Below are 20,847 nucleotides of genomic sequence, written 5' to 3' on the forward strand. Positions count from 1 at the left end.
TCATAATTATTTTACATTTTAATTAGAATTCAAGATTTACACCGAATGAGATAATACGGTTCTGAGGATAATAAACCAAACGTGTACCCTTCGTAGAGTTATAATTACGTTCCGGGTCACCACCCTGCGGGAATTTGGTAATCGTTAACAAGTTATCACCCGAGAAATAGAAACGCAGACGTTCAATTTTCGCTTTACTTGTCAATGCTTTCGGCAATGTATAACCGAATGTCAAGTTCTTCAAACGGAAATAAGAAGCATTATACAACCAGTAAGTACTTTCACGCTGGTTCTTTGCTCCGCCTAAATCTGCAAAATATAAACGTGGATATTTAGCGTCTTTGTGATCTTCTGTCCACATATTATCAATATAATCCTGTGAAATTGGCGTTCCTTGATAGAACGGACGCAATCCCCAACCGCTGGCATAATGTTTGGCACCCTGTACGCCTTGTCCCATTAAAGAGAGGTCGAAACCTTTCCAGTTGGCACCCAGATTAATTGTATATTCGAAATTCGGTAAACGCCCGTCAAGAACTTTACGGTCATTTTCATCAACAATACCATCCGGAACTCCGTTCGGACCACTGATATCTGCATACTTGATATCCCCCGGCAACGTTTTGTCATTAAACTGTTTAGGAGAATTAGCCACATCCTCTTCATCTCTGAAAATACCAATTGCTTCATAACCATAATATGACTCATAAGGCAAACCCTCCTTATAGATCAAGCCTTTAGAAGAGTCTATAAAATCTGCACCGTATTTCGTCAATTCGTTTCTCGTACGATCAAAAAATACACCGGCATTATAATTTAACCCCTTAAATACACCTTCTTTGATATATCCATTATAAGCTAACGAAACTTCAATACCTTTATTTACCATTTCACCGGCATTGATATACGGAGACTTCAAACCTAACAATGAATTACTCTGTGCTTCACGAAGAATATCGTATGTTCTCTTCTTATACCAGTCAAAAGTAATATTGAAACCGTTGAAAGCAGTAATATCGATACCAAAGTCACCTATAGAAGTTGATTCCCATTTCAGATCACGGTTAGTAAGAGCTGTCTGTGCCACACCTGCATCCAAATTTGAGTTGTCAAAGCTATAATCTTTACCTGTTGTAACTAAAGCATAGTAAGAATAAAGATCAATATTCTGATTACCCAAAATACCCCATGAACCACGTAATTTCAGGCTATTCAACCATTCCCAGTTCAGTTCTTTCATCCACTCTTCTTCGCTTACACGCCATCCCAAAGAGAAAGAAGGGAAGATACCCCAGCGAGAATCCGAAGAAATGCGGGAAGAACCATCGTACCGAGCATTCACTTCTAACAGATAACGTTGTTTGAATGCATAGTTAGCACGGAAAAAAGCAGACATAATACCCCATTCTTCTGAATACCCCTTATTGGTCTGTACCGAAGAAATACCAGTATTCAGTTCATGCAACGGGAAGTCAAAATTTTGGCGATAACCTTCCAGATTATCTAATTTATAATATTCCAGGTTATAACCAGCCATTACAGAGAAATCATGTTCTTGATTAGGAGTTGCCCAATCATATTTCAAATAAGTATATAAGTTGTAGTAAGAGCTATTATCCATTTTACTAGTTAAACCCGTACCATTTGTATTCAAAGTACCATTCTGAACACCGTCATGATAATAATAAACTGGTGTAGGCAATGCACCCCAATCTTTTGTATGCTGTTGTTTATAACGCATAGCACCCTTAGTATACCAGCTTAGACCTTTGATAGGACTAACTTCCAACCAAGCCTGCGCATTGACATCTGTATTTATATAGTTTTTAAAGTTCTCTGTTTCAGTGATAGCAACCATGTTTTTATTATTACTTTCAAAAGTAAAAGCTTTCATTGTGTAACGCTTAACACCCGTTCCATCATCCGGTAACCAAGGCATATAAGTCGGGGCCTGTGAAATAGTAGACAAATAAGCATCGGTATCACCCTGGCGTGTTTCCTGACGATCACTGCGGCTACCCGTAAAATACATACCGAATCTGATCCAATCATTTACCTGTGAAGTCAGGTCCAATGTTGCATTGTAACGTTTGAACTTCTGTCCTTTCATTGTACCAGGCTGATTGACCATACTTAAAGAAGCATTATAAGAAGTTTTACCAGTCGTACCGGCAACACTCAAGTTGTGCTGCTGAACGAAAGCAGGATCAAACATATAATCCAGCCAGTTGAAACTCGGATACTTAGTCGGATCGGATGGATTCGTGTAATTCGCAATCATTTCATCCGAGTAACGGTCTGTTGCCGGAGCACCGGAATTGTCTTTTGCCATATTGAAATATTTCATATATGTAGGAGAATCCCAAATCACATCCAGCAAGTTTGTCGGATTGTGAACAGCAAAGTTTCCATTGTAACGAACTGAAATACGGTCTTTTGTTTCCGAACCATTTTTAGTAGTAATCAAAATTACACCGTTTGCGGCACGCGAACCATAGATAGACGCCGAAGCTGCATCCTTCAATACTGAAACACTTTCAATAATGTTTGGATCGAGGGAGGCCAAGTCTCCCTCGACTCCATTAATCAGGATTAATGGGTTGGAGCCTGTTCCCGAGTATGTACCCTGTCCACGTACACGGATCTGAACATTTTCATTACCCGGCTGCCCTTTGTCGGAAGTGATGCGCAGACCCGGCATCTGTCCTTGTAACATTGTCGAAGTGTTTGCTACCGGTCGTTTAGCTATTTCTTCACCCGTCACAGCAGCAACGGCACCTGTCAGGTTTACTTTCTTCTGCGTACCGTAACCTACTACAACTACTTCATCCAAATTCTGAGTATCTTCCTGGAGAGTAATTTTCAGACGACCATTACCGGTAATTTTTATTTCCTGGTCTTTGTAACCAAGATACTTTACCAATAAGACATCGCCATTTTTTGCCGACACGGTAAAGTTACCGTCTACATCTGTAATGATACCTGTGGTTGTTCCTTTTACTAGTACAGACACTCCGATCATCGGTTCCCCGAATTCATCCAGAACGATTCCGGAGACAGACTGTGTTTGCGCGAACAAACTTAGACTTGAGTTAAATGCCACCATTAATAATAATAATCGCCAAAACGATACAGTGACCTTCTTAATTCTCTTTTTCATTTAATCATGGATTTAATTAGACTTAAAATTTCAACAAATTCAATAACACAAAGAAACATATTTTCTTTTTCACAAAAGAAAACATACTTCCCAATTTAGTATTAAATTATTCTATATAAATAGTTTGAGACAAAAGTAACAGGAAACTGATACAAATTTATCAGTTTCCCTGTTCCAACTTTCCTTTAGATTGCACAAACTCGGTCGGAGTACAACCATAAAAAGTCTTAAAAGAGTTGGAGAAATAAGAGTGGCTATTAAAACCAAGGTGTGAGGCAATTTCAGATACATTCATTTCCGAATCTTGTAATAGTTTCGCCGCCATCTCCAATCGTTTATTACGGATCAGCTCCATAGGCGAAAGTTCGGTAATAGATTTGAGTTTGCGGTAGAGGTTGGCACGACTGATACCAATCTCCGTACATAAGAGTTCCACATCCAGTTTATCGTTGGAGATGTTCTGCTCAATTACGGCAAATAATTTCTGAGAGAAACGTTCATCCGCCGATTTAACTTCTATTCCCAGTACATCCGGAGAGAAACGCTTTCCATATAACTTTTTTAACTGTTCCCTCGAAGCCAGCAGGCTACGGATACGGGTTTGCAACACGTCCATATTGAACGGCTTGACGATATAATCGTCAGCTCCCGCCTGGAACCCTTCTTTTATGTGCACAACCATAGAACGTGCCGTCATCAAAATCACAGGGATATGTCCTATTCGCAGATCGTTTTTAATCATTGTACAAAGTTCCAGTCCGTCACGCTTCGGCATCATGATATCGCTAAGCACCAAATCCGGGAAATCCTGAATTGCTTTTTCGTAGGCCCGTACTCCGTCACCCGCTTCAATAACGGTATATTCAGCTTCCAGACTCTTTTTCAAATAACTACGCACATCCTTGTCATCCTCAACCAGCAGAATTTTATATTTCGTTCCTTCAGCCTTTTCCGGTGCAGGAAGTGAAGCTGAAATATCATCAGTATTGGCTACTTCCGAAATTTTATCTAATTCTACACTTTCAATCTGATCGTCAGAGAACGCAGATCGGGAAATCGGAAGGATGACAACAAAACAAGCACCTGCCTGTTCTGTATTATCCACATCGCAATAAATAACACCGCGATGAAGCTGAACAATCGTATAGACAAGACTCAGCCCAATACCTGTTCCCGACAAGTTGATACCGGATGTCTCCGGAATCTGATAGAAAGGAGTGAATATTTTATCCACCTCTCCCTCTTCTATACCCTTACCGGAATCTTTTACACGCAATACAAGATAATTCGCATTCTCATCTTTATATAGTCTGTCTATATGTTTCGGATTCAGTCCGTTCCATGAGGTTTCCGAAACCTCCATGGTGATGGATTCTCCGGAGGGTGTATATTTGAAAGCATTTGACAAGAGATTAAATACAACTTTTTCTAAAAGTGACTTATCAAACCAGGCATCGATCGTTTTAGGCGTACAGTTCAATGAAAACTTAATTTCATTAGTGAGAGCAATTTGATTAAAGGCATAATATATTTCCTTTATATATTCGCAAATATCCCCTTCACTGACTTTCAGTTCCAAACTACCCGCCTGGTTCTTATGCAAATCCATCAGCTGATTGACCAAAAGCAGTAGTTTTTGGGCATTCTTATAAATAATAGAAAGTTTATCATGCAATTCAGCAGGAATGTCTACCCGCTTGACCAACTCTTCGAACGGGGTTATGATCAGCATCAAAGGTGTACGCAACTCGTGGGAGAAGTTGGTGAACAGACGGATCTTTGCTTCGTGAAACTCCTCCTGTTTCTGTTTTTCCATTTGCTTAAGTTTTAGCCCGGCTTCCAGATTTCGCTTAATTGTCGCGTAATGAAGAATCGCATAACTGATGGCAGCCAATGCAATTATATAGAATAAATAAGCGTACCAGGTTCTCCATAAAGGCGGTTGTACGATAATGACCAACGAACGACCCTGTTCATTCCATACACCGTCATTGTTGGAACCTTTTACATGGAAAATATATTTGCCCGGACTCAGATTCGTATAGAAAGCCGAGTTTCGTCCGCCGACCTGGTTCCAGTTGTCATCGTAGCCCTCCAGTTTGTAGGCATACTGATTCTGCGTAGAATAAATATAATTCAATGCCTGATAGGTAATTGAGAAATTATTCTCATTATAGAGCAGGCGAATCGTATCCGTGCTGTCCAATACTTTATCCAAAATACCCGACTGGTCTCCTACTTCAATCGGCTGGTTGTTGACGGATAATTGTTCCAGTACTACCGACGGTATATTTTCGTTCTTATCCATCTCGGCGGCCTGGAAAGTGACAAAACCGTTACTGCCGGAAAAACAAAGAGACCCGTCCGGAAGAGCAATCCCGCTATGCAACGTAAACTCCCGGATATCAATTCCGTTATGACGATGATAGTTCCTAACTTCACCTCCTACGGGATCAACCATAATCAACCCGTTCACCGTACTCATCCACAACTTCTGATCGCTGCTTTCTACCAACGAACAGATATTATTGTCCAGCAATCCTTCACGGGTGGTCATCACCCGCTTTACATGCTCTGTTTTATCAAACTGAAATATACCGCCTCCGTAGGTCGATACCCATATTTCACCTGATTTCGTACGGATAATGGAAGAGATATAGTTATTAGGAATACGGTAACTATCAACTGTTGCCTCATTGGAATATTTTGTCATCCGTTTTTTATTCGTGTCGAAACGAAGCAATCCGTCAGACGTACTACCCAACAATAATATACCGTCTTCTTCTTCCAGAATAGAACGGACGTTCGAAATTATAAAAGGTTCATCCACGTTATTGGTAAAGTTCATGACCAACTGGTCATGAACAAAACAAGTCAGACCGAATTCCGTCGATGCCCCTCCTATCCATAACCGGCCTTTATTGTCACGCAAAATAGAATAGATGGAATATTCCTGCGGATATTTATGATAAAGAGTAAACCTTTTTGTCCGGATATCAAATTTATATATTTCCCCCTTCGTCGTTCCACACCAGACAGTTCCGTCTTCATAAAAAACAGACTTGATAATATTCGTATTAAAAGTAAAACGCGTGGACGGATCGATCAGATAATAGCGTGATTCATTAGTTTGATTATTGTAATTCAACAATCCGTAACCCTCTGTCGCGATCCATAAATTGGAAGGGGATTCATAGGTTATTGCACCGTAAATACCCGTTCGGATATTCAGTTCGTCTTCCGGACGATGAAGCACAAATCGGTTGGTAAATTTATTCAGATAATTGATACCGCCTGCAAATGTCCCGACCCACAATGTATGATCCTTGTCCACGCAAAATGAATAAACGGAATAATGGCTTAAAGAATGATTTATATCGTCATATCCAGCCACTTTCGTTATCTTTCCGGATTCCGGAGTCAAAGCAAATATACCGTCAAAAGTTCCGATCAACAGCTTTCCCTGCCATTCGATCAAACAACGGATGGTATTATTACTCAACTGACTATTTTTACTTGTAAATGACTGAACCTCATTATCACGCAAATTAATCTTATTCAATCCATATTTACTACCGATCCATATCTGTTTATGCGAATCTTCATATATACTGGTAATATTATTATTATTCAATGGCATATTTCTGGATTGACTTGTAAAATGGCTTATAATATTCAGTTGTTTATCACACAAATAAACACCCTTTGCCACTGTTCCGATCCACAACCGATCTGCGCTATCTTCAAATAAAACGGATATGGAAGTATCATTCAATTCATTATCCAAAAGAATCTGTTCAAAGCAATCTTCTTCCCTGTTATAACGATTTAATCCACCCCATGTTCCAACCCAGAGACAACCGGAAGCATCGGTATATACTTTAGTAATTCCCCCAGGCATCAAGCCATGCAGTCCTGAACCATATCGCTTAACCTGATTCGTATTTAAATTGATCCGGTTCAATCCGTTATAGGTCCCGACCCACAAATAGCCTTCATGATCTTCAGTGACGGAGGAGATCGAATTACTAGACAAACTCTGTTCATTTCCATCCTCGTGGCGATAGATTACATATTCCTTGCCGTTAAAACGATTCAGCCCGTTCTTGGTGGCAAACCAAAGGTAACCTTTCGAATCCTGATATATATCCATGACAGACAGCTGAGAGATACCTTCGTTCAGGTCAGAGTTAAAGGAATACAAATAGTTAGCCTTCTCTGCATGTAGAGCAGATAAAAAAAGGGCTAGAAACAATATAAACGAAAATCTCCTTTCCATGGCAGTCGAATCTGATTAGATAAAGCAAAAATAGTAAAAGTTTCGGTTAGTGGTAACAGATATGTATTTATCCGTTACCACCTGTCGCTATTTTCATCATTATTTCAATTCAATAAAAGCAGTCGGTATGCCTTTCGCCTTAACAGCAACAAGACTCTTGCCTTTATTCAGATTCACTTTGATGCATGCCCGTCCATTGTATGCCTGGACCTTTCGGCTACCGGTAGATGTTCCCTGATTTTGTATCAGTGATCCGTCACCGGCTATTTCAAATTCAATATATTTCTTCGAATCAAGACAACGGATACCGTCCTTATCCAAAAGCTGGACTTCCAGTAAAACAGTATCGCCTTCACGCGAAACGATTGATACAGCAGCAGCTGATTCTTTGCCCCACTTGGCAGTCTGATATTCCTGGCTGATTTCATCTGTCACCTTTGTTTTTCCCTGTATGGCAACGGCACGTATCTCGTTCTTTCCTTCCTCGTACACACAGTTCCAGCGCAATCCGGCAGCCGGATAATCCTGGCTGTTACGCTTCTTTACTCCCTGGCTGATGCCATTGACGAACAGTTCTACGGTTTCGCAGTTCGAGTAGACCAAAACTTCCTTACGGTCGCCTTTGTTTCCCCAGCGTACAGGCCAGCTATGACCATAAATATGTACCATCGGCTCAGTCGTCCAGTAAGATTGGAAGACATAATAGCTTTCCTTGGGAGTGAAATCACGTTCGATAACGCCTTTTTGGTTTACGTAGGGAACCGGATTTTCAGGACGGACAGGTGTTGAGAAGTCCTTGAATGGCCAATAGGCGGCACCTGTCAGCCAAGGCATCGTTTCCTGTTCTTTCAGATGCCAGTCGATCAGGCGGACAATATAACTTTCCGACCAGTCGCCATCTTTGGATGCACGGGCGGCACCTCCGTAAAGGGAAGCATCCCCGTCGCGCTCATCAGCACCTTTTCCCGATTCAATTCCTTTCAGATTGGCAAAAACATTCTCCGAATGACGACGGGCATGGCTGTCGCCTCCCCATTCCACATGCAGGAAATGTTTGACTTTCTTCATCTCTTCTTCGGATACGGATTTATAATCAGTGAATACACCACGATACCAGCCTGCCCAGATGGAGGGGGAATAGACATCGACGATGTCGCTGCAAAATTCACAACGGCGGATAGCGGTCATACGGGTATCGTCCAGGCGATGTGCCAGATCATGTTGTTCTTTCATAAAAGCACGGATGGCACCTTTATCGAACGTACTGAAATCGTTCGGCCAGTCGTTTTCATTTCCTAATCCCCAAATAATAATGGAAGGATGGTTATGATGTTGATTGATCATATTTGTCAGCATACGGCGTGCTTGATTCTTGTAGGTCTCTCCACCCAAACCACCACGACACCAAGGGATTTCCTCCCATACAAGAATACCTAGCTCGTCACATAATTGGAGGATGATATCCGATTGCTGATAATGTCCGAGACGGATAAAGTTGACACCCATGTCTTTCATCATCTGCATCTCGGTACGCATCATCTCTTCCGTCATAGCCTGTGCTACGCCTGCATGGTCTTCATGACGATGTGTTCCGCGAAGCAGAAGGCGGCGGCCATTCAGATAAAACGGGCCTTTTTCCTTAAATTCTGCCTGGCGGAAACCGAAGCGCTCACTGGCTGTCAGGGTTTGACCGTCAGCTTTGATAGTCAGCTCGCAGGTATATAGATTCGGAGAATCGACATCCCACAAGGCTGGATTCTTGATCTTGGTTTCTACCAGGAACTGGTCACCCAAAGGGAGGATATTCTCTACTGTCTGAGAATATATTTGCTGATGCCCGGCATCATAGATAGTGACAGTCACGTCGGCCTTACGGACATCTTCCGGATTATAGAAAGAGGCTTTTACTTTGACTGTCCCCTCTTTCCGGTTGGCAGAAAGCTCCGGTTCCAAACGTATCTGTTCAAAAGAAGCTTTCGGCAAATAGACTAGATTCAGATAACGGTACAGGCCGCCATAAAGATTGAAGTCGGACAGGTCGGACGGGATCATCTCCACATCGCGCGAGTTGTCACAACGGATAGACAAAGGGACTTTTCCCTTGAAGCGTTTCATTAACTTATCATCAGCCATAAAGTCCTTTACAGCTTCGGTTATATCGACACTCCACTCATCGTAACCTCCTACGTGTTCACCGACCAGTGTTGTGTAGATATAGACTTTCGTCTTCTGTCCGGCACCTTCAAAGTCAAGTACGACACGACCGCCGGCGTACGGATTGTCGATCGTCAGCAGCGTTTTGTACCAGCCCGGTCCTTGATAATAATTGATATCCGGATCTACTGCGTCTTCAGCATTAAAGCAATGAGGTAAAGTGACTTTCTGCCAGATGGGGACAGATTCCGGATTTCCTGGCGAGAATGGACGTACGGCTTCCCAAATTCCTCCCAGGTCACCTTTCAGGTATTCCCAGTTTTCTGTTAACCGTTGTTTTTGTTTTGTCGGTACTTTTCCCGCCATCGAAAAACAACAGAACAGGAAAAGACAGGTGTAAAGAATGTTTTTCATTATGTTTGTTTTTATATTTATAATATGGCTGTTCCTTCGTTCTCTAGTTTTTGTTTTCGAAGGAGGGCTTCCAAATAATAATAATCGGCATAGACGATAGGTACATCTACTTCTACATTATGCATTTTAGAACCTGTGCTGTGTAATAACAGAAAACCTCTGTCCTTGCTGGGTGTTGTACGGTAGCTTTTGGATAGATTCTCCAAAATGGTATTTGCTTTCGTTATATAATCCTTGCCGTTGACAGGGTCGTACATGCTCAGTTCATACAAAGCAGAAGCCGTTACCGTTGCAGCCGACACGTCACGAGGTTCGGCTGGTATCCCCGGCGCATTGAAATCCCAGTAAGGAATCAGATCTTCAGGCAGATTCGGATGAGTAAAGATATAATTCTCTATATGTTCAGCTTGTTCCAGAAATTCAGGTAAACCAGTTTCACGATAACACAGGGTGTATCCATAAAGTCCCCATGCCTGACCACGTGCCCATGCCGACTCATGTGAATACCCCTGATGTGTCTGTTTCTTTAGCACAGCTCCGGTAATCGTATCATAATCGATCACATGATAAGAACTATAATCTTTACGAAAATGATTCTTCATCGTTGTACGGGCGTGATTCACAGCTACATCATAGAACAAAGAATCACCACTCGTCCTGAATGCCCAAAAAAGAAGCTCCAGATTCATCATATTATCGATAATGACCGGGCAATCCCATTTGTCACGACTGTGATCCCATGAACGGATCACTCCTGCTTTCTCCTTGTAACGCGTAGTCAACGTATAAGCAGCCTGCAGCAATACATCTTTATAGGCAGCATCGCCCGTCAGACGATAACCGTTCCCGAAACTACAATAAACCTTGAAGCCCATATCATGTGTCCCGCCATTCATCTTCTCACGCTCAATCAAAGCCGTTTGTTTCTGAGCCTTTTCTTTCCAAAAATCATCCTTGGTATATTCATACATATACCAAAGTTCGCCCGGGAAGAATCCGCTGGTCCAGTCACGGGAAATGACCATATGCAACGTACCGTCGGCTTCCACATTACGCGGACTGGCTAATGGCCCGAGATTCTGTTTATCGCGCAAAGCCTGCTTTTCCCTGGGTTCTGCGGAACGTACAGCATCCATTTCAACAAAAGCCTGCTTCAATTGCGTCGAAGCAAAAGAGAAATTATCCTGAACAAGATCAGGCTGATCGGTTCCGCAAGAAGTGAAGGCAACCAATAAAAGTAAAAGAGGTGTTTTAAAATCCATAGTTTTTTAACGAATAAAATATAGTTTATTGTCCTATAAAACATTGTTTTTTTACAACCATAACAACGGATGACGGATAGGCAAATTCCTTACCACTTCATCATTGACAGGAAAATGTTCCAGCATTGTCCAAAGAGATACATAGTCTCCGTTAGGTGTATCACAGGCACTGAACAGCAAAGCCGGGTGGGCAACAGGCCATTCATCCCAATACATCACGTCTTTATTAAACGGCCATACGGATTTATCCTTTATATAAGGATACAACCATGCAACTCCTTTCTGCATATTCCGTCCGTCTTCCGTTGTATATTGCCATAAATTATGATTTTCATCCGAAAGGATATGGCAGACTGTTGCCATTGCATCCAGGTTAAAAAGAGAATATCCATACGGCTTTGTCCGGTTCAATTCCAATGGAAAGCTGCCGTCCGTATCCAACTGATCCGGCAATAATACATTCCGGTAACGTTCTCTGCAAAACTCCAGTACTTCGGTATTCCCTGTATATTTAGCAAACAAAGCTGCCTGCATCACCCAACAGGTCCCGTGGTTATTCTTCGCATTCATTTCATCTTTCCCATACGGATGATTGGTCAGCCAATGCAGATATTTCGAAAACCAGTCTTTTGTCGCAACCGCCTCTTCCGCTGATAGCAAACCATTCTGTTCCATTACGATCAGAGACTGCACGACTTCCATCAGATGGATCGTATCGATAATCCCTATTCCCCGCCCTGTCACAATACCTTTGATAGCCTGGGCATACTGAAGGTCCGGATTCATACTTGTTTCAGGGTCAATGAACCAGGCATGAACATGTTTCAGGGCTTGTTCGATGTATTTGGTATCTTTAGTAACGATCCAGGCAGAAGTAAGATCGCCTACGACGGTGCTGAAACGGATCATTGCATGGCGATGGGCCACAAAGTTATCGGGATTCGTTTCGCCGTCACGACGGATATAGGCACTATCCGGACTTACCGGATTCGGCCACCAGTAATCGCCTTCTGAATAAAAATCATGAATTCCCCCGGCACTCCGTTCTGCCACAAAAGAGGTTATTGTAACAGGTTCCTCTCCTAATGCATCATCTCCCCGGAGGATAATTTCGGGGCGTAGCAAGTCTGACACTTGTTGCTTTAATTCTGTTTTGACAGAACAAGAACAAAAAATAAATGCTGTTATTGAAATTAATAATAAAAACTTCGTATTCATGGCATAGACAGATTTTTCTTGCTCAAAAATACAGTTTGTCCCCCTTTCTCGTTTTTAATATTATCGCAAAAGCTTGTAGATTTATTGCAAAAGAGGAAATTTGTGAGATATTTATACAATACCGACAGATAGTCATATCCTAAAAAGAAAAGAATCATCCTATTGACTTGTGGATAGTTATCGGCAGGCCTGCTCACAATTGTCGGCAAGCCTGTTCATTATTATGAACAAGCTTGTCGATAATTGTCGACAAGCAAAAAGTTCGTTTTTCGGAAAAGAAGTTACTATATATAGTATAATGTATTCTTATTTTGAATAAATAAACGTATATTCATACGTATTCACCTCTGCTATTTTATCGGTAGAACTAATCTGTTCCCGAATTGTCAAACCTGTAATATAATCGCCGGTAGTAGTAAAATGATACGTATAACTTGCAGTCGTATCATCATCTCCAGACAGGCTGTAGGAATTGGCTGATTCAGGCAAATTTCTGCTCTGATTTCCATAAAGCAGATTTATAGGAGAAAAAGCGTCGAATCCCACCGGATTAAAAGATGGGATTACACGCCACGGGAAGTTACGCGGAGTCAGAGCCGTGCTGCTATATTTATATTCTATTCTTTTCTTATCCCGGGTAAACAGAGTGACATTACCATTCTCCCATATATAAGCTTCTTCCTTATCAAACTTCTGCGATTCATAGCCGCTCTCACCTTCTTTCGGCCACTTCATTGTCAGAGATGCACTAGTCAGACTGGCTCCGTTATACAGGTAGTTATATTCATCGCTCGTATATACTTCCTTGTTAAAAGGATTATTTTTATTAACGGATTTCTTAATAATAACATTTCCATTCATAAGATATTCAATACGTTCGATATCTTCATCCGGATTAACCATCGTGATTTTATCTCCTACATATATGAAAGGAACATTCTTACCATTAACAAAATCCATAGAAGCGATCTTACCGTCATCGGTATAATTGATATATGCAAAATAGAGCACATCCGTACCTTTAGCACAAACGACTTTAGTTAACTTGTCCAATTCCGGTATAACAGGTTTATCATCATCCCCACATGATAATAAACCTAAAGTCATTACCACTAATAAAAAAACATACTTCTTCATTTTCATCTCTCCTATATTAACTATTCAACGTCACAAAAGTAGAACATTTGGCAAAATAAAGAACGAAGTAACTTATTTTAAGTAATAACTAAATTTTAATAACACCTTTTTTATTCTACACAAACCTCGTCTACAAACAAGAAAGCAGCAGCTCCCGGCCACATATGCCATGCAGGAAGTTTCGGAGTCACCTTTGCCACCATACGTACATAACGAGATTCCGTTTCCGGAAAACTTAGTGAATAAGGATAAATACCATCTTTATCATCTTTGTTCAGTATCGGATAAGACCGGGAAGCAACAGTATGAAAATCCGTACCATTATCGGAAAGCCGGATTTCAAATCCGACAGGGCCCATCACTGCCGCCCCTTTGGATATATTCGCAGTAAACGATACGATCCTGACCGGAGTCTTTTCCTTCAGATCAATTATCAAGTCCATATCCGTAAGAAAACCGAGCCAGCGTCCAGTATTATAATTCGTATTTCCTGTGAGACCATCAATCAAAGTAGAGACTCCACTAAACGTATAGTTAGAATGAGGAGGGGTTACTAATCGACAAGGCTTAAATGTAGCTTTATTTACCCGGATAGTTTCAGAAAACAGTTCGCTTGTATCCTTATCCAAAATGACCCGCGCTTGCAAAACCGCATCTTTATCGATTCGGACAGGTTCTGTATAGAGAGACGAATGTGTATCCGGTATACTTCCATCCATCGTATAATAAACCGGACGATTCCCTATGGTAGACAGTGAAACTGCTAAATTACCCTTTACCGTATCCGGATCAAATGATTCCGTTATTTGAAAAACATGTTTCGAATAGACATAACCTTTCTGATCATACAACTTGATCAGACGATAAAGTCTTGTCATAAAATCATCAAAATCATGTGTTTCAGGAGCAGACCATGCTAACTCACTCAAAGCGGCAATACGGGGAAGAATCAGATACTCTGCCCGTTCCGGCTTTTCAATACGTTCCGACCAAAGGCAACCTTGAACACCGATAATATGCTTCTGCACATCTGCCGGCAATGAATCCGGAGTAGGGTCGAAATCATAGACTCGTTTGACACCACGATTTCCGCCAAGTTCCAGCAGTTGCTTACTACTAAAATAAAGGATTCCGGCTGGTGTCATAATCACATCATGATGTTGTTGTGCCGCTTTAATTCCATTTTCCGTGCCACGCCATGACATGACAGTTGCATTCGGGGCAAGACCACCTTCCAATATTTCATCCCAACCGATTATCCGGCGACCTTTGCTGTTCACAAACTCTTCGATACGGGTCATGAAATAGCTTTGTAGCTTATCTTCCACTTTATGTTCTTTCGTTTCTTTCCAGCCCATCTTACGAATTAACTGCTGGCATTTAGGACAAACACTCCAGCGGTCTCGGGGACATTCATCACCACCAACATGGATATAATGTGACGGGAACAGGTCAATAATTTCCGATAAAACATCCTCCGCAAAATGAAGAGACTGTTCATTTCCAATACATAAAACGTCTTTATGAACACCATACGTCGTAGCGACCTCGTACGGTCCTCCTGTACACCCTAGTTCCGGATAAGCTGCCAGTGCTGATGTTATATGGCCCGGCAAATCAATTTCCGGAATAACCGTTATATAACGGTCTGCTGCATATTTTACAATCTCACGAACTTCATCCTGTGTATAAAACCCACCGTAAGGAGTTCCGTCAAACTTACCGGAACCATCGTTCAGTAGCGACTCTTTACGCAGTGAACCGATCTCCGTCAGGCGGGGATATTTCTTAATCTCAATCCGCCATCCCTGATCTTCCGTCAAATGCCAGTGAAAGGTATTAAAGTTATGTAAAGCCAAAATATCAATATATTGTTTGATAAAATCTGTTGAAAAAAAATGCCGTCCTACATCCAGGTGCATCCCTCTGTATGGAAACCGGGGACGATCTTTTATCTGAACTGCCGGAAGAATTATTTTTTTATTCCCAACTTCTGACACTAACGATTTACGCAGGGTTTGTATTCCATAAAAAAGTCCGGCTTCACTTTTAGCTGTAATGGAAACTGTTTTATCATTCACTTCTAACCAATAAGCTTCCGGAGAGTTTTCAGAAATATCCTCTAACAACAGATTTATTCCGTTAGAAAATACTGCTCCTTCCACTATTTCCGGTTGAAATCCAGTTGCCTCTTTTATATATCCGGAAAGGAAAGAAGCCAACTGTTTCGCTTTTTCATTACCAGTGAAATATCCGATACGCGTTGTTCCGGAAAGAATGAATGAGGAAGTTCCGGCTTCTTCTATTTTTACCGGTTGAGGTATGACATGATAATCAGCCGACAGTTTTTTATCACCGTTTGTACATGACAAAAACAAAACTGCCAGCATTACTGCTACTATCTGTTTGAATGTTCTTTTCATTGTACTTATAATTTAGCTTGTGAAGAACGGAAAACAGTTCCCAGATTTATTTTTGATTGTTGACGGATAGTTCCTTTCAAACGGATATCTTTGCAGGAGCGTCCTATCATAATACGAAAATCGCCGGGTTCTACTACACGGTTTAAATCTTTATCCAACATCGACAGGTCTTCTTCTGTTATCAGAAAGCTCACTTTCCGGGCTTCGTTCGGAGCCAACGACACCGGTTTAAAATGGATCAACCGGGTAATAGGCTGTGTGACAGAGACAACTTTATCAAGTAAATAAAGCTGTACGACTTCATTTGCCGGATACTTTCCCGTATTCTTTACCCAAAATGAGACTGTATAAGAAGAGGTATTCCCCGGAGCAGGTTCTATATTTAGATCTTTGTAATCAAATTCCGAATAACTCAATCCGTAGCCAAACGGAAATAAAGGTTCTCCTGTCAAATTCAGATAATCATCGCTGCGCCCAGTCGGTTTATGGCTATAGTTCAATGGCAGCTGGGCTTCATCGATAGGATATGTAATCGGAAGCTTTCCGGATGGATTATAATCGCCAAATAAGACATCGGCAACTGCATTTCCTCCTTCTTCACCTGGATACCAAGCATTTAATATGGACTGTACATTGTCTATCCATTCCGACATCACAACAGCGCTTCCTCCTATCAGTACAACAACTGTCGGCTTTCCGGTTGCAGCCACCCGATTGATCAATTCCTCCTGCCTTCCTGGTAAAGTCAGATAACCTCTATCGCGAAACTCTCCCTCTTCCAGACCGACCACCACAACCGCCACATCCGACTGACGAGCCGCCTGTACCGCACGTTCAATACTATCATCTTCACTTTTAACTCCATAATCCCAAACCAAACGAATACGAGCATTACGAGTGTTCTCATAGAAACGGATCTTTATATCATAGACCTTTCCTTTTTCAAAACAGAATGGTACGAGAGAAGTTCCGAATGATGTTTTATAAGGTTTATCTATCAACTTGTTCCCGTCTATCCAAAGTTGGTAACCGTCATTGCCTTCCAGGCCGAATTGATACGTTCCGGAAACAGGTGACTGCATTTTTCCATTCCATTCGACAGAAAACCAGTCAACTGCCAAACAAGTATCCGGAGCAAAAAGCGTCCAGGAAAATTGGATCTGTTTATCAATCCGTTTCAGATCCGGTTGTCCGTCACAGGTTATATTATTAAAATAAGTTCCTTCCAATCCCGGTTTTCCATCCGAAGTGAAAAGAGAGCTACCTGGTACTGTTACGTAAGCAGGATTAACCCGTTTACACCCCATTTCACAAAAGATCTCTGTCTGATCGCCCAATTTATTCTTCAATCCCTCCAATATACTAACTTTCTTTACTCCAGGACCACTGTATCCTCCTAAGCGTGCAGCGGTAGCATCCTCACCTATTAGTGCAATACGACCGATCTGTTTGGATAAAGGCAATACCTGATCGTTGTTTTTCAGCAGGACCATCGATTTACAGGCAGCCTCACGAGTTAAAGCCCTGTGTTCTGCACAAGCATTCCACCGATCTGCTTCGGTTTCATCGGCATAAGGATGTTCGAATAGTCCCAGACGGAACTTAGCTTTCAATACTTGTCCGGCAGCCCGGTCGAGAGCCTCCTTTGTAACCCGACCATCCAAACAAGCCTGTAAAAAAGGAAGATGCTCATCATAAGTCGTCTGAAAAATAACATCCAGTCCACCATTAACAGCATCAGCACCGGCCTCTGCAAAATTATTAACAGTATGATGTAATTTATGAATGATACCGACCGCATCGGCATCGGCTATTGTAAAGCCGTCAAAGCCCCACTCACCCCGAAGTTTATCTATCAACAACCAGGGATTGGCCGTGCAGGGTGTTCCGTCCAGCATATTATAAGCAGTCATTACCGATTGTGAACCACCTTCCATAAAACAGGCTTTAAACGGTACGAAATGTGTTTCCTCCAAATAACGTTCGGTAAAATGGATTGGATTGCTGTCACGCCCGCCATCACCGGAATTGGCAACAAAATGCTTGGGAGTAGTTATCACACCCAATTCTTCAAAACTTTTCACAAAGTTTACCCCCATACAAGCCGATAAATAAGGATCTTCCCCATACGTCTCTTCCACACGTCCCCAACGTACATCCGTTGCCAGGTTGACAACTGGTGACAAAATCTGCCGAATACCACGTGTCTTTGTTTCCATAGCGATTGCATGAGATACTTTTTTCATTAAAGTAGTATCGAAACTGGCTGCCAACGCTATCGCCTGCGGGAAAGCAGTAGCTCCGCCACGCACCAATCCGTGTAAAGCCTCATCAAAAGCAATAATAGGAATTCCCAACCTGGTTTTTTCTACAAAAAAACGCTGAATTTCATTTATTTTCTTAACCGTCTCACGCGCTGTCAAAGTCGGATTATACTGTAAAAGTTGTTTCAGTTCAGGATTATCCGCCCCGACAGTCGACACCTGAAAACCAAAAATCCCATGGGAGAACTTTTCCTTTCCCAAATCCAGATCGCCCGGCATCATATAGATCTGCCAAAATTTTTCTTCAACCGTCATCCGATTTAACAAATCTTTCACCCGTTCTTCAACCGGCAATGTCGGATCCTTATAAGGCAAACGTTTTTCCGACTGGGTAAAGGAACACAGAAACAAAATCAAAATACAACAATAACCAAGTATTTTCATACATAATAATATAAGAGATGATTACACAATAATAAACAAAAAGTGGTCGTGCACATATAGCTTAGTATATATGTCACAACCACTTCCATGTGCAATATTCAAAAAAAATAACGAATAAAACAAATGGAAAAGAAGAAAAAAAGGGATATATTTGACCTCTGAAAACGAGTCTAAAGGAATATTTGATGAAAGACATCTCGCCAACAGAAAGAATCAAAAATGGAGATCGAAATGCTTTTGATGATCTTTATAAACAGCATTATTTTTCTGTCCGTTCATACGCCAGGTTATTGCTGGATGAAAGTGAAGCTGAGGATGTCGTTCAAGATGTCTTCTTCAATTTGTGGCTACATCGGGATACGTTGAATGAAACCCTTTCTTTACGTGGGTATTTGCTCCGTTCTACTTACAACACTGCCTTAAATATACTGAAACGCAAAGGTTTACTAGACAATTATAGTAATATATATAAACAAGAGATTGAAGAAATCGGATATCAGTACTATAATCCCGATACGAATGATACATTACGGAATTTATATAATCAAGATCTCAGAATTGAATTGAATGCAGCTATTGAAAGCCTCCCACCCCGTTGTAGAGAAGCTTTCTCTTTAAGTTTCTTATATGATATGTCTGCTAAAGAGATCAGTACAAAGTTAGGAGTATCCCAAAGCACCGTAGAAAATCATATCTACAACGCTCTTAAAATTCTCCGGACAAAACTGAAATCCTATAAAGGAGGCTTACTGTTCATTCCGGTCTTGTTTAAAATTATAGAAATTATTTATAAAACGAATTAGGTATTTTTTCTTATAAAGTTGTATATAACAATAAGAGAGTTAGCAAATGGAAGAGGATATTATATACAGATATTTCACCTGTCAGACTACAGAAGAAGAGGATAAAGCTGTTTTGAACTGGATAAAGGCTTCAAAAGAGAATGAAGTTCTGTTCTTTGAATTAAAGACAATATGGCATACTTACTCCGAACAAAAAAAAGAAGATCCATGGTTTTTGAAGCATTCATTGAACAATTTAAACCAGCGCATCGACAATGTGGAAAAACAAGCAAACAAGCGTCTATTCTCCAGGAAATATCTGTATCTATGGAGTAGTGCCGCCGCTATCATAGCCATCTTCCTTATCTTCTCGGTTTTCTATACGATGAAACGACCAGTATCCTTGGCGATGCATACAATCACCAATGTCTTCACCGACTCAGTCATGCAAATAAAATTAACAGACGGCAGTACTGTCTGGCTAAATTCCGGAGCATCTCTAAGCTATCCTGATGAGTTTACAGCCGACACCAGATCTGTCAATCTGAAAGGAAATGCTTTCTTTGAAATAGCCAAAGACTCACTGCATCCTTTTATCGTTTCCACCGAACTATACCGTATCAAAGTACTGGGTACTATATTTAGCATCAACACCAGCAATACAGAAGATATGGGGGAAGCGGTATTGCTGGAAGGATCCATCCAATTGGAAAAAGCCAACGGAGAAAATCTGGTTGTTCTTCAACCGGGCCAGCAAGTGTTATTTACCAACGACTATTCGTCTGTCAAAGTAAACAAAATAGATGCACGTCAGCATACCTTATGGCGATTCGGACTGGTTTGTCTCTCCGACGTCTCTTTAGATGAAATACTTTCCAGCCTGGAAGAGATCTATCATGTAAAAATACAGATGGACATCCATCAATTATCTGATCGCCGTTATAACTTCTCATTCAAACAAACAAACAGCCTGGAAGACGCGCTACGGCACCTGTTCTATCTCACTGGTGTGCAAGCGACTGTCCTATCCGAATAAAAAAATAATTTTCCTTTAGGTATTTCTTTAAACAAAATTGTATTTATAATGTAACGAGTGGTAAAAGCGTAATGCTAACGCCATTCCTACATAATAAATACACCCGTTCGCCATATCATAAAGCGGGATTTCATGAGAACACGCATTATCAATATAATGTACTATAAATCAATTATGTTAAACTAAAAAGAGAAGCCTATGTGAAACACAAAAAAGAACCTCGGTTTTTTAACCCTGGACAGAAAAAGAGTAAATTGTTACCAGTTAATCTTAA

The 20,847-nt window shown here is 41.2% G+C and carries 10 protein-coding genes; 2 read left to right on the forward strand and 8 right to left on the reverse strand.

The window, feature by feature from the left end:
* Window positions 1-22: 22 nt before the first annotated feature.
* The 8 genes from P3L47_RS20730 to P3L47_RS20765 all read right to left on the reverse strand — a co-directional run bounded on the left by P3L47_RS20730 (window position 23) and on the right by P3L47_RS20765 (window position 18,755).
* Window positions 23-3,160, reverse strand: coding sequence for a SusC/RagA family TonB-linked outer membrane protein (locus P3L47_RS20730; RefSeq protein ID WP_277781986.1), 3,138 nt, complete (start codon window positions 3,158-3,160; stop codon window positions 23-25).
* Window positions 3,161-3,320: 160 nt separating this feature from the next.
* The gene (locus P3L47_RS20735; RefSeq protein WP_277781987.1) at window positions 3,321-7,439 is read right to left on the reverse strand and encodes a hybrid sensor histidine kinase/response regulator transcription factor; all 4,119 of its coding nucleotides are present in this window, start codon (window positions 7,437-7,439) and stop codon (window positions 3,321-3,323) included.
* A gap of 99 nt (window positions 7,440-7,538) precedes the next feature.
* Window positions 7,539-10,007 carry a glycoside hydrolase family 2 protein gene (locus tag P3L47_RS20740; protein ID WP_277781988.1) on the reverse strand — a complete coding sequence of 823 codons (2,469 nt, stop codon included), beginning with the start codon at window positions 10,005-10,007 and terminating at the stop codon, window positions 7,539-7,541.
* Window positions 10,008-10,024: 17 nt separating this feature from the next.
* Window positions 10,025-11,269, reverse strand: coding sequence for a glycoside hydrolase family 88 protein (locus P3L47_RS20745; protein WP_277781989.1), 1,245 nt, complete (start codon window positions 11,267-11,269; stop codon window positions 10,025-10,027).
* A 51-nt stretch (window positions 11,270-11,320) separates the two neighbouring features.
* A complete protein-coding gene (locus P3L47_RS20750; protein ID WP_277781990.1) occupies window positions 11,321-12,487 on the reverse strand; it encodes an alginate lyase family protein in 1,167 nt (388 codons plus the stop codon).
* Window positions 12,488-12,793: 306 nt separating this feature from the next.
* The gene (locus P3L47_RS20755) at window positions 12,794-13,624 is read right to left on the reverse strand and encodes a DUF5032 domain-containing protein (protein WP_158585874.1); all 831 of its coding nucleotides are present in this window, start codon (window positions 13,622-13,624) and stop codon (window positions 12,794-12,796) included.
* Between the two features lie 110 nt (window positions 13,625-13,734).
* Window positions 13,735-16,047 (reverse strand): glycoside hydrolase family 20 protein, encoded by a 2,313-nt coding sequence (locus P3L47_RS20760; RefSeq protein ID WP_277781991.1) that lies wholly within the window; start codon window positions 16,045-16,047, stop codon window positions 13,735-13,737.
* A gap of 5 nt (window positions 16,048-16,052) precedes the next feature.
* Window positions 16,053-18,755 carry a glycoside hydrolase family 3 C-terminal domain-containing protein gene (locus tag P3L47_RS20765; RefSeq protein ID WP_277781992.1) on the reverse strand — a complete coding sequence of 901 codons (2,703 nt, stop codon included), beginning with the start codon at window positions 18,753-18,755 and terminating at the stop codon, window positions 16,053-16,055.
* Between the two features lie 185 nt (window positions 18,756-18,940).
* On the opposite strand from P3L47_RS20765, the gene P3L47_RS20770 reads away from it, so the two are divergent.
* Entirely contained in the window at window positions 18,941-19,558 is a 618-nt protein-coding gene (locus P3L47_RS20770) for an RNA polymerase sigma-70 factor (protein WP_122361548.1), read from the forward strand.
* A gap of 46 nt (window positions 19,559-19,604) precedes the next feature.
* Window positions 19,605-20,573, forward strand: a complete 969-nt coding sequence (locus P3L47_RS20775) for a FecR family protein (RefSeq protein ID WP_277781993.1) — start codon at window positions 19,605-19,607, stop codon at window positions 20,571-20,573.
* Window positions 20,574-20,847 lie beyond the last annotated feature (274 nt).

The sequence above is a fragment of the Parabacteroides chongii genome (assembly GCF_029581355.1).
Classification (GTDB): Bacteria; Bacteroidota; Bacteroidia; order Bacteroidales; family Tannerellaceae; genus Parabacteroides; species Parabacteroides chongii.

Bases quoted from the DNA above. Each gene is read 5' to 3' on its own strand.
- P3L47_RS20730 (WP_277781986.1), bottom strand. From the start codon at position 3,160: ATGAAAAAGAGAATTAAGAAGGTCACTGTATCGTTTTGGCGATTATTA.
- P3L47_RS20735 (WP_277781987.1), bottom strand. From the start codon at position 7,439: ATGGAAAGGAGATTTTCGTTTATATTGTTTCTAGCCCTTTTTTTATCT.
- P3L47_RS20740 (WP_277781988.1), bottom strand. From the start codon at position 10,007: ATGAAAAACATTCTTTACACCTGTCTTTTCCTGTTCTGTTGTTTTTCG.
- P3L47_RS20745 (WP_277781989.1), bottom strand. From the start codon at position 11,269: ATGGATTTTAAAACACCTCTTTTACTTTTATTGGTTGCCTTCACTTCT.
- P3L47_RS20750 (WP_277781990.1), bottom strand. From the start codon at position 12,487: ATGAATACGAAGTTTTTATTATTAATTTCAATAACAGCATTTATTTTT.
- P3L47_RS20755 (WP_158585874.1), bottom strand. From the start codon at position 13,624: ATGAAGAAGTATGTTTTTTTATTAGTGGTAATGACTTTAGGTTTATTA.
- P3L47_RS20760 (WP_277781991.1), bottom strand. From the start codon at position 16,047: ATGAAAAGAACATTCAAACAGATAGTAGCAGTAATGCTGGCAGTTTTG.
- P3L47_RS20765 (WP_277781992.1), bottom strand. From the start codon at position 18,755: ATGAAAATACTTGGTTATTGTTGTATTTTGATTTTGTTTCTGTGTTCC.
- P3L47_RS20770 (WP_122361548.1), top strand. From the start codon at position 18,941: ATGAAAGACATCTCGCCAACAGAAAGAATCAAAAATGGAGATCGAAAT.
- P3L47_RS20775 (WP_277781993.1), top strand. From the start codon at position 19,605: ATGGAAGAGGATATTATATACAGATATTTCACCTGTCAGACTACAGAA.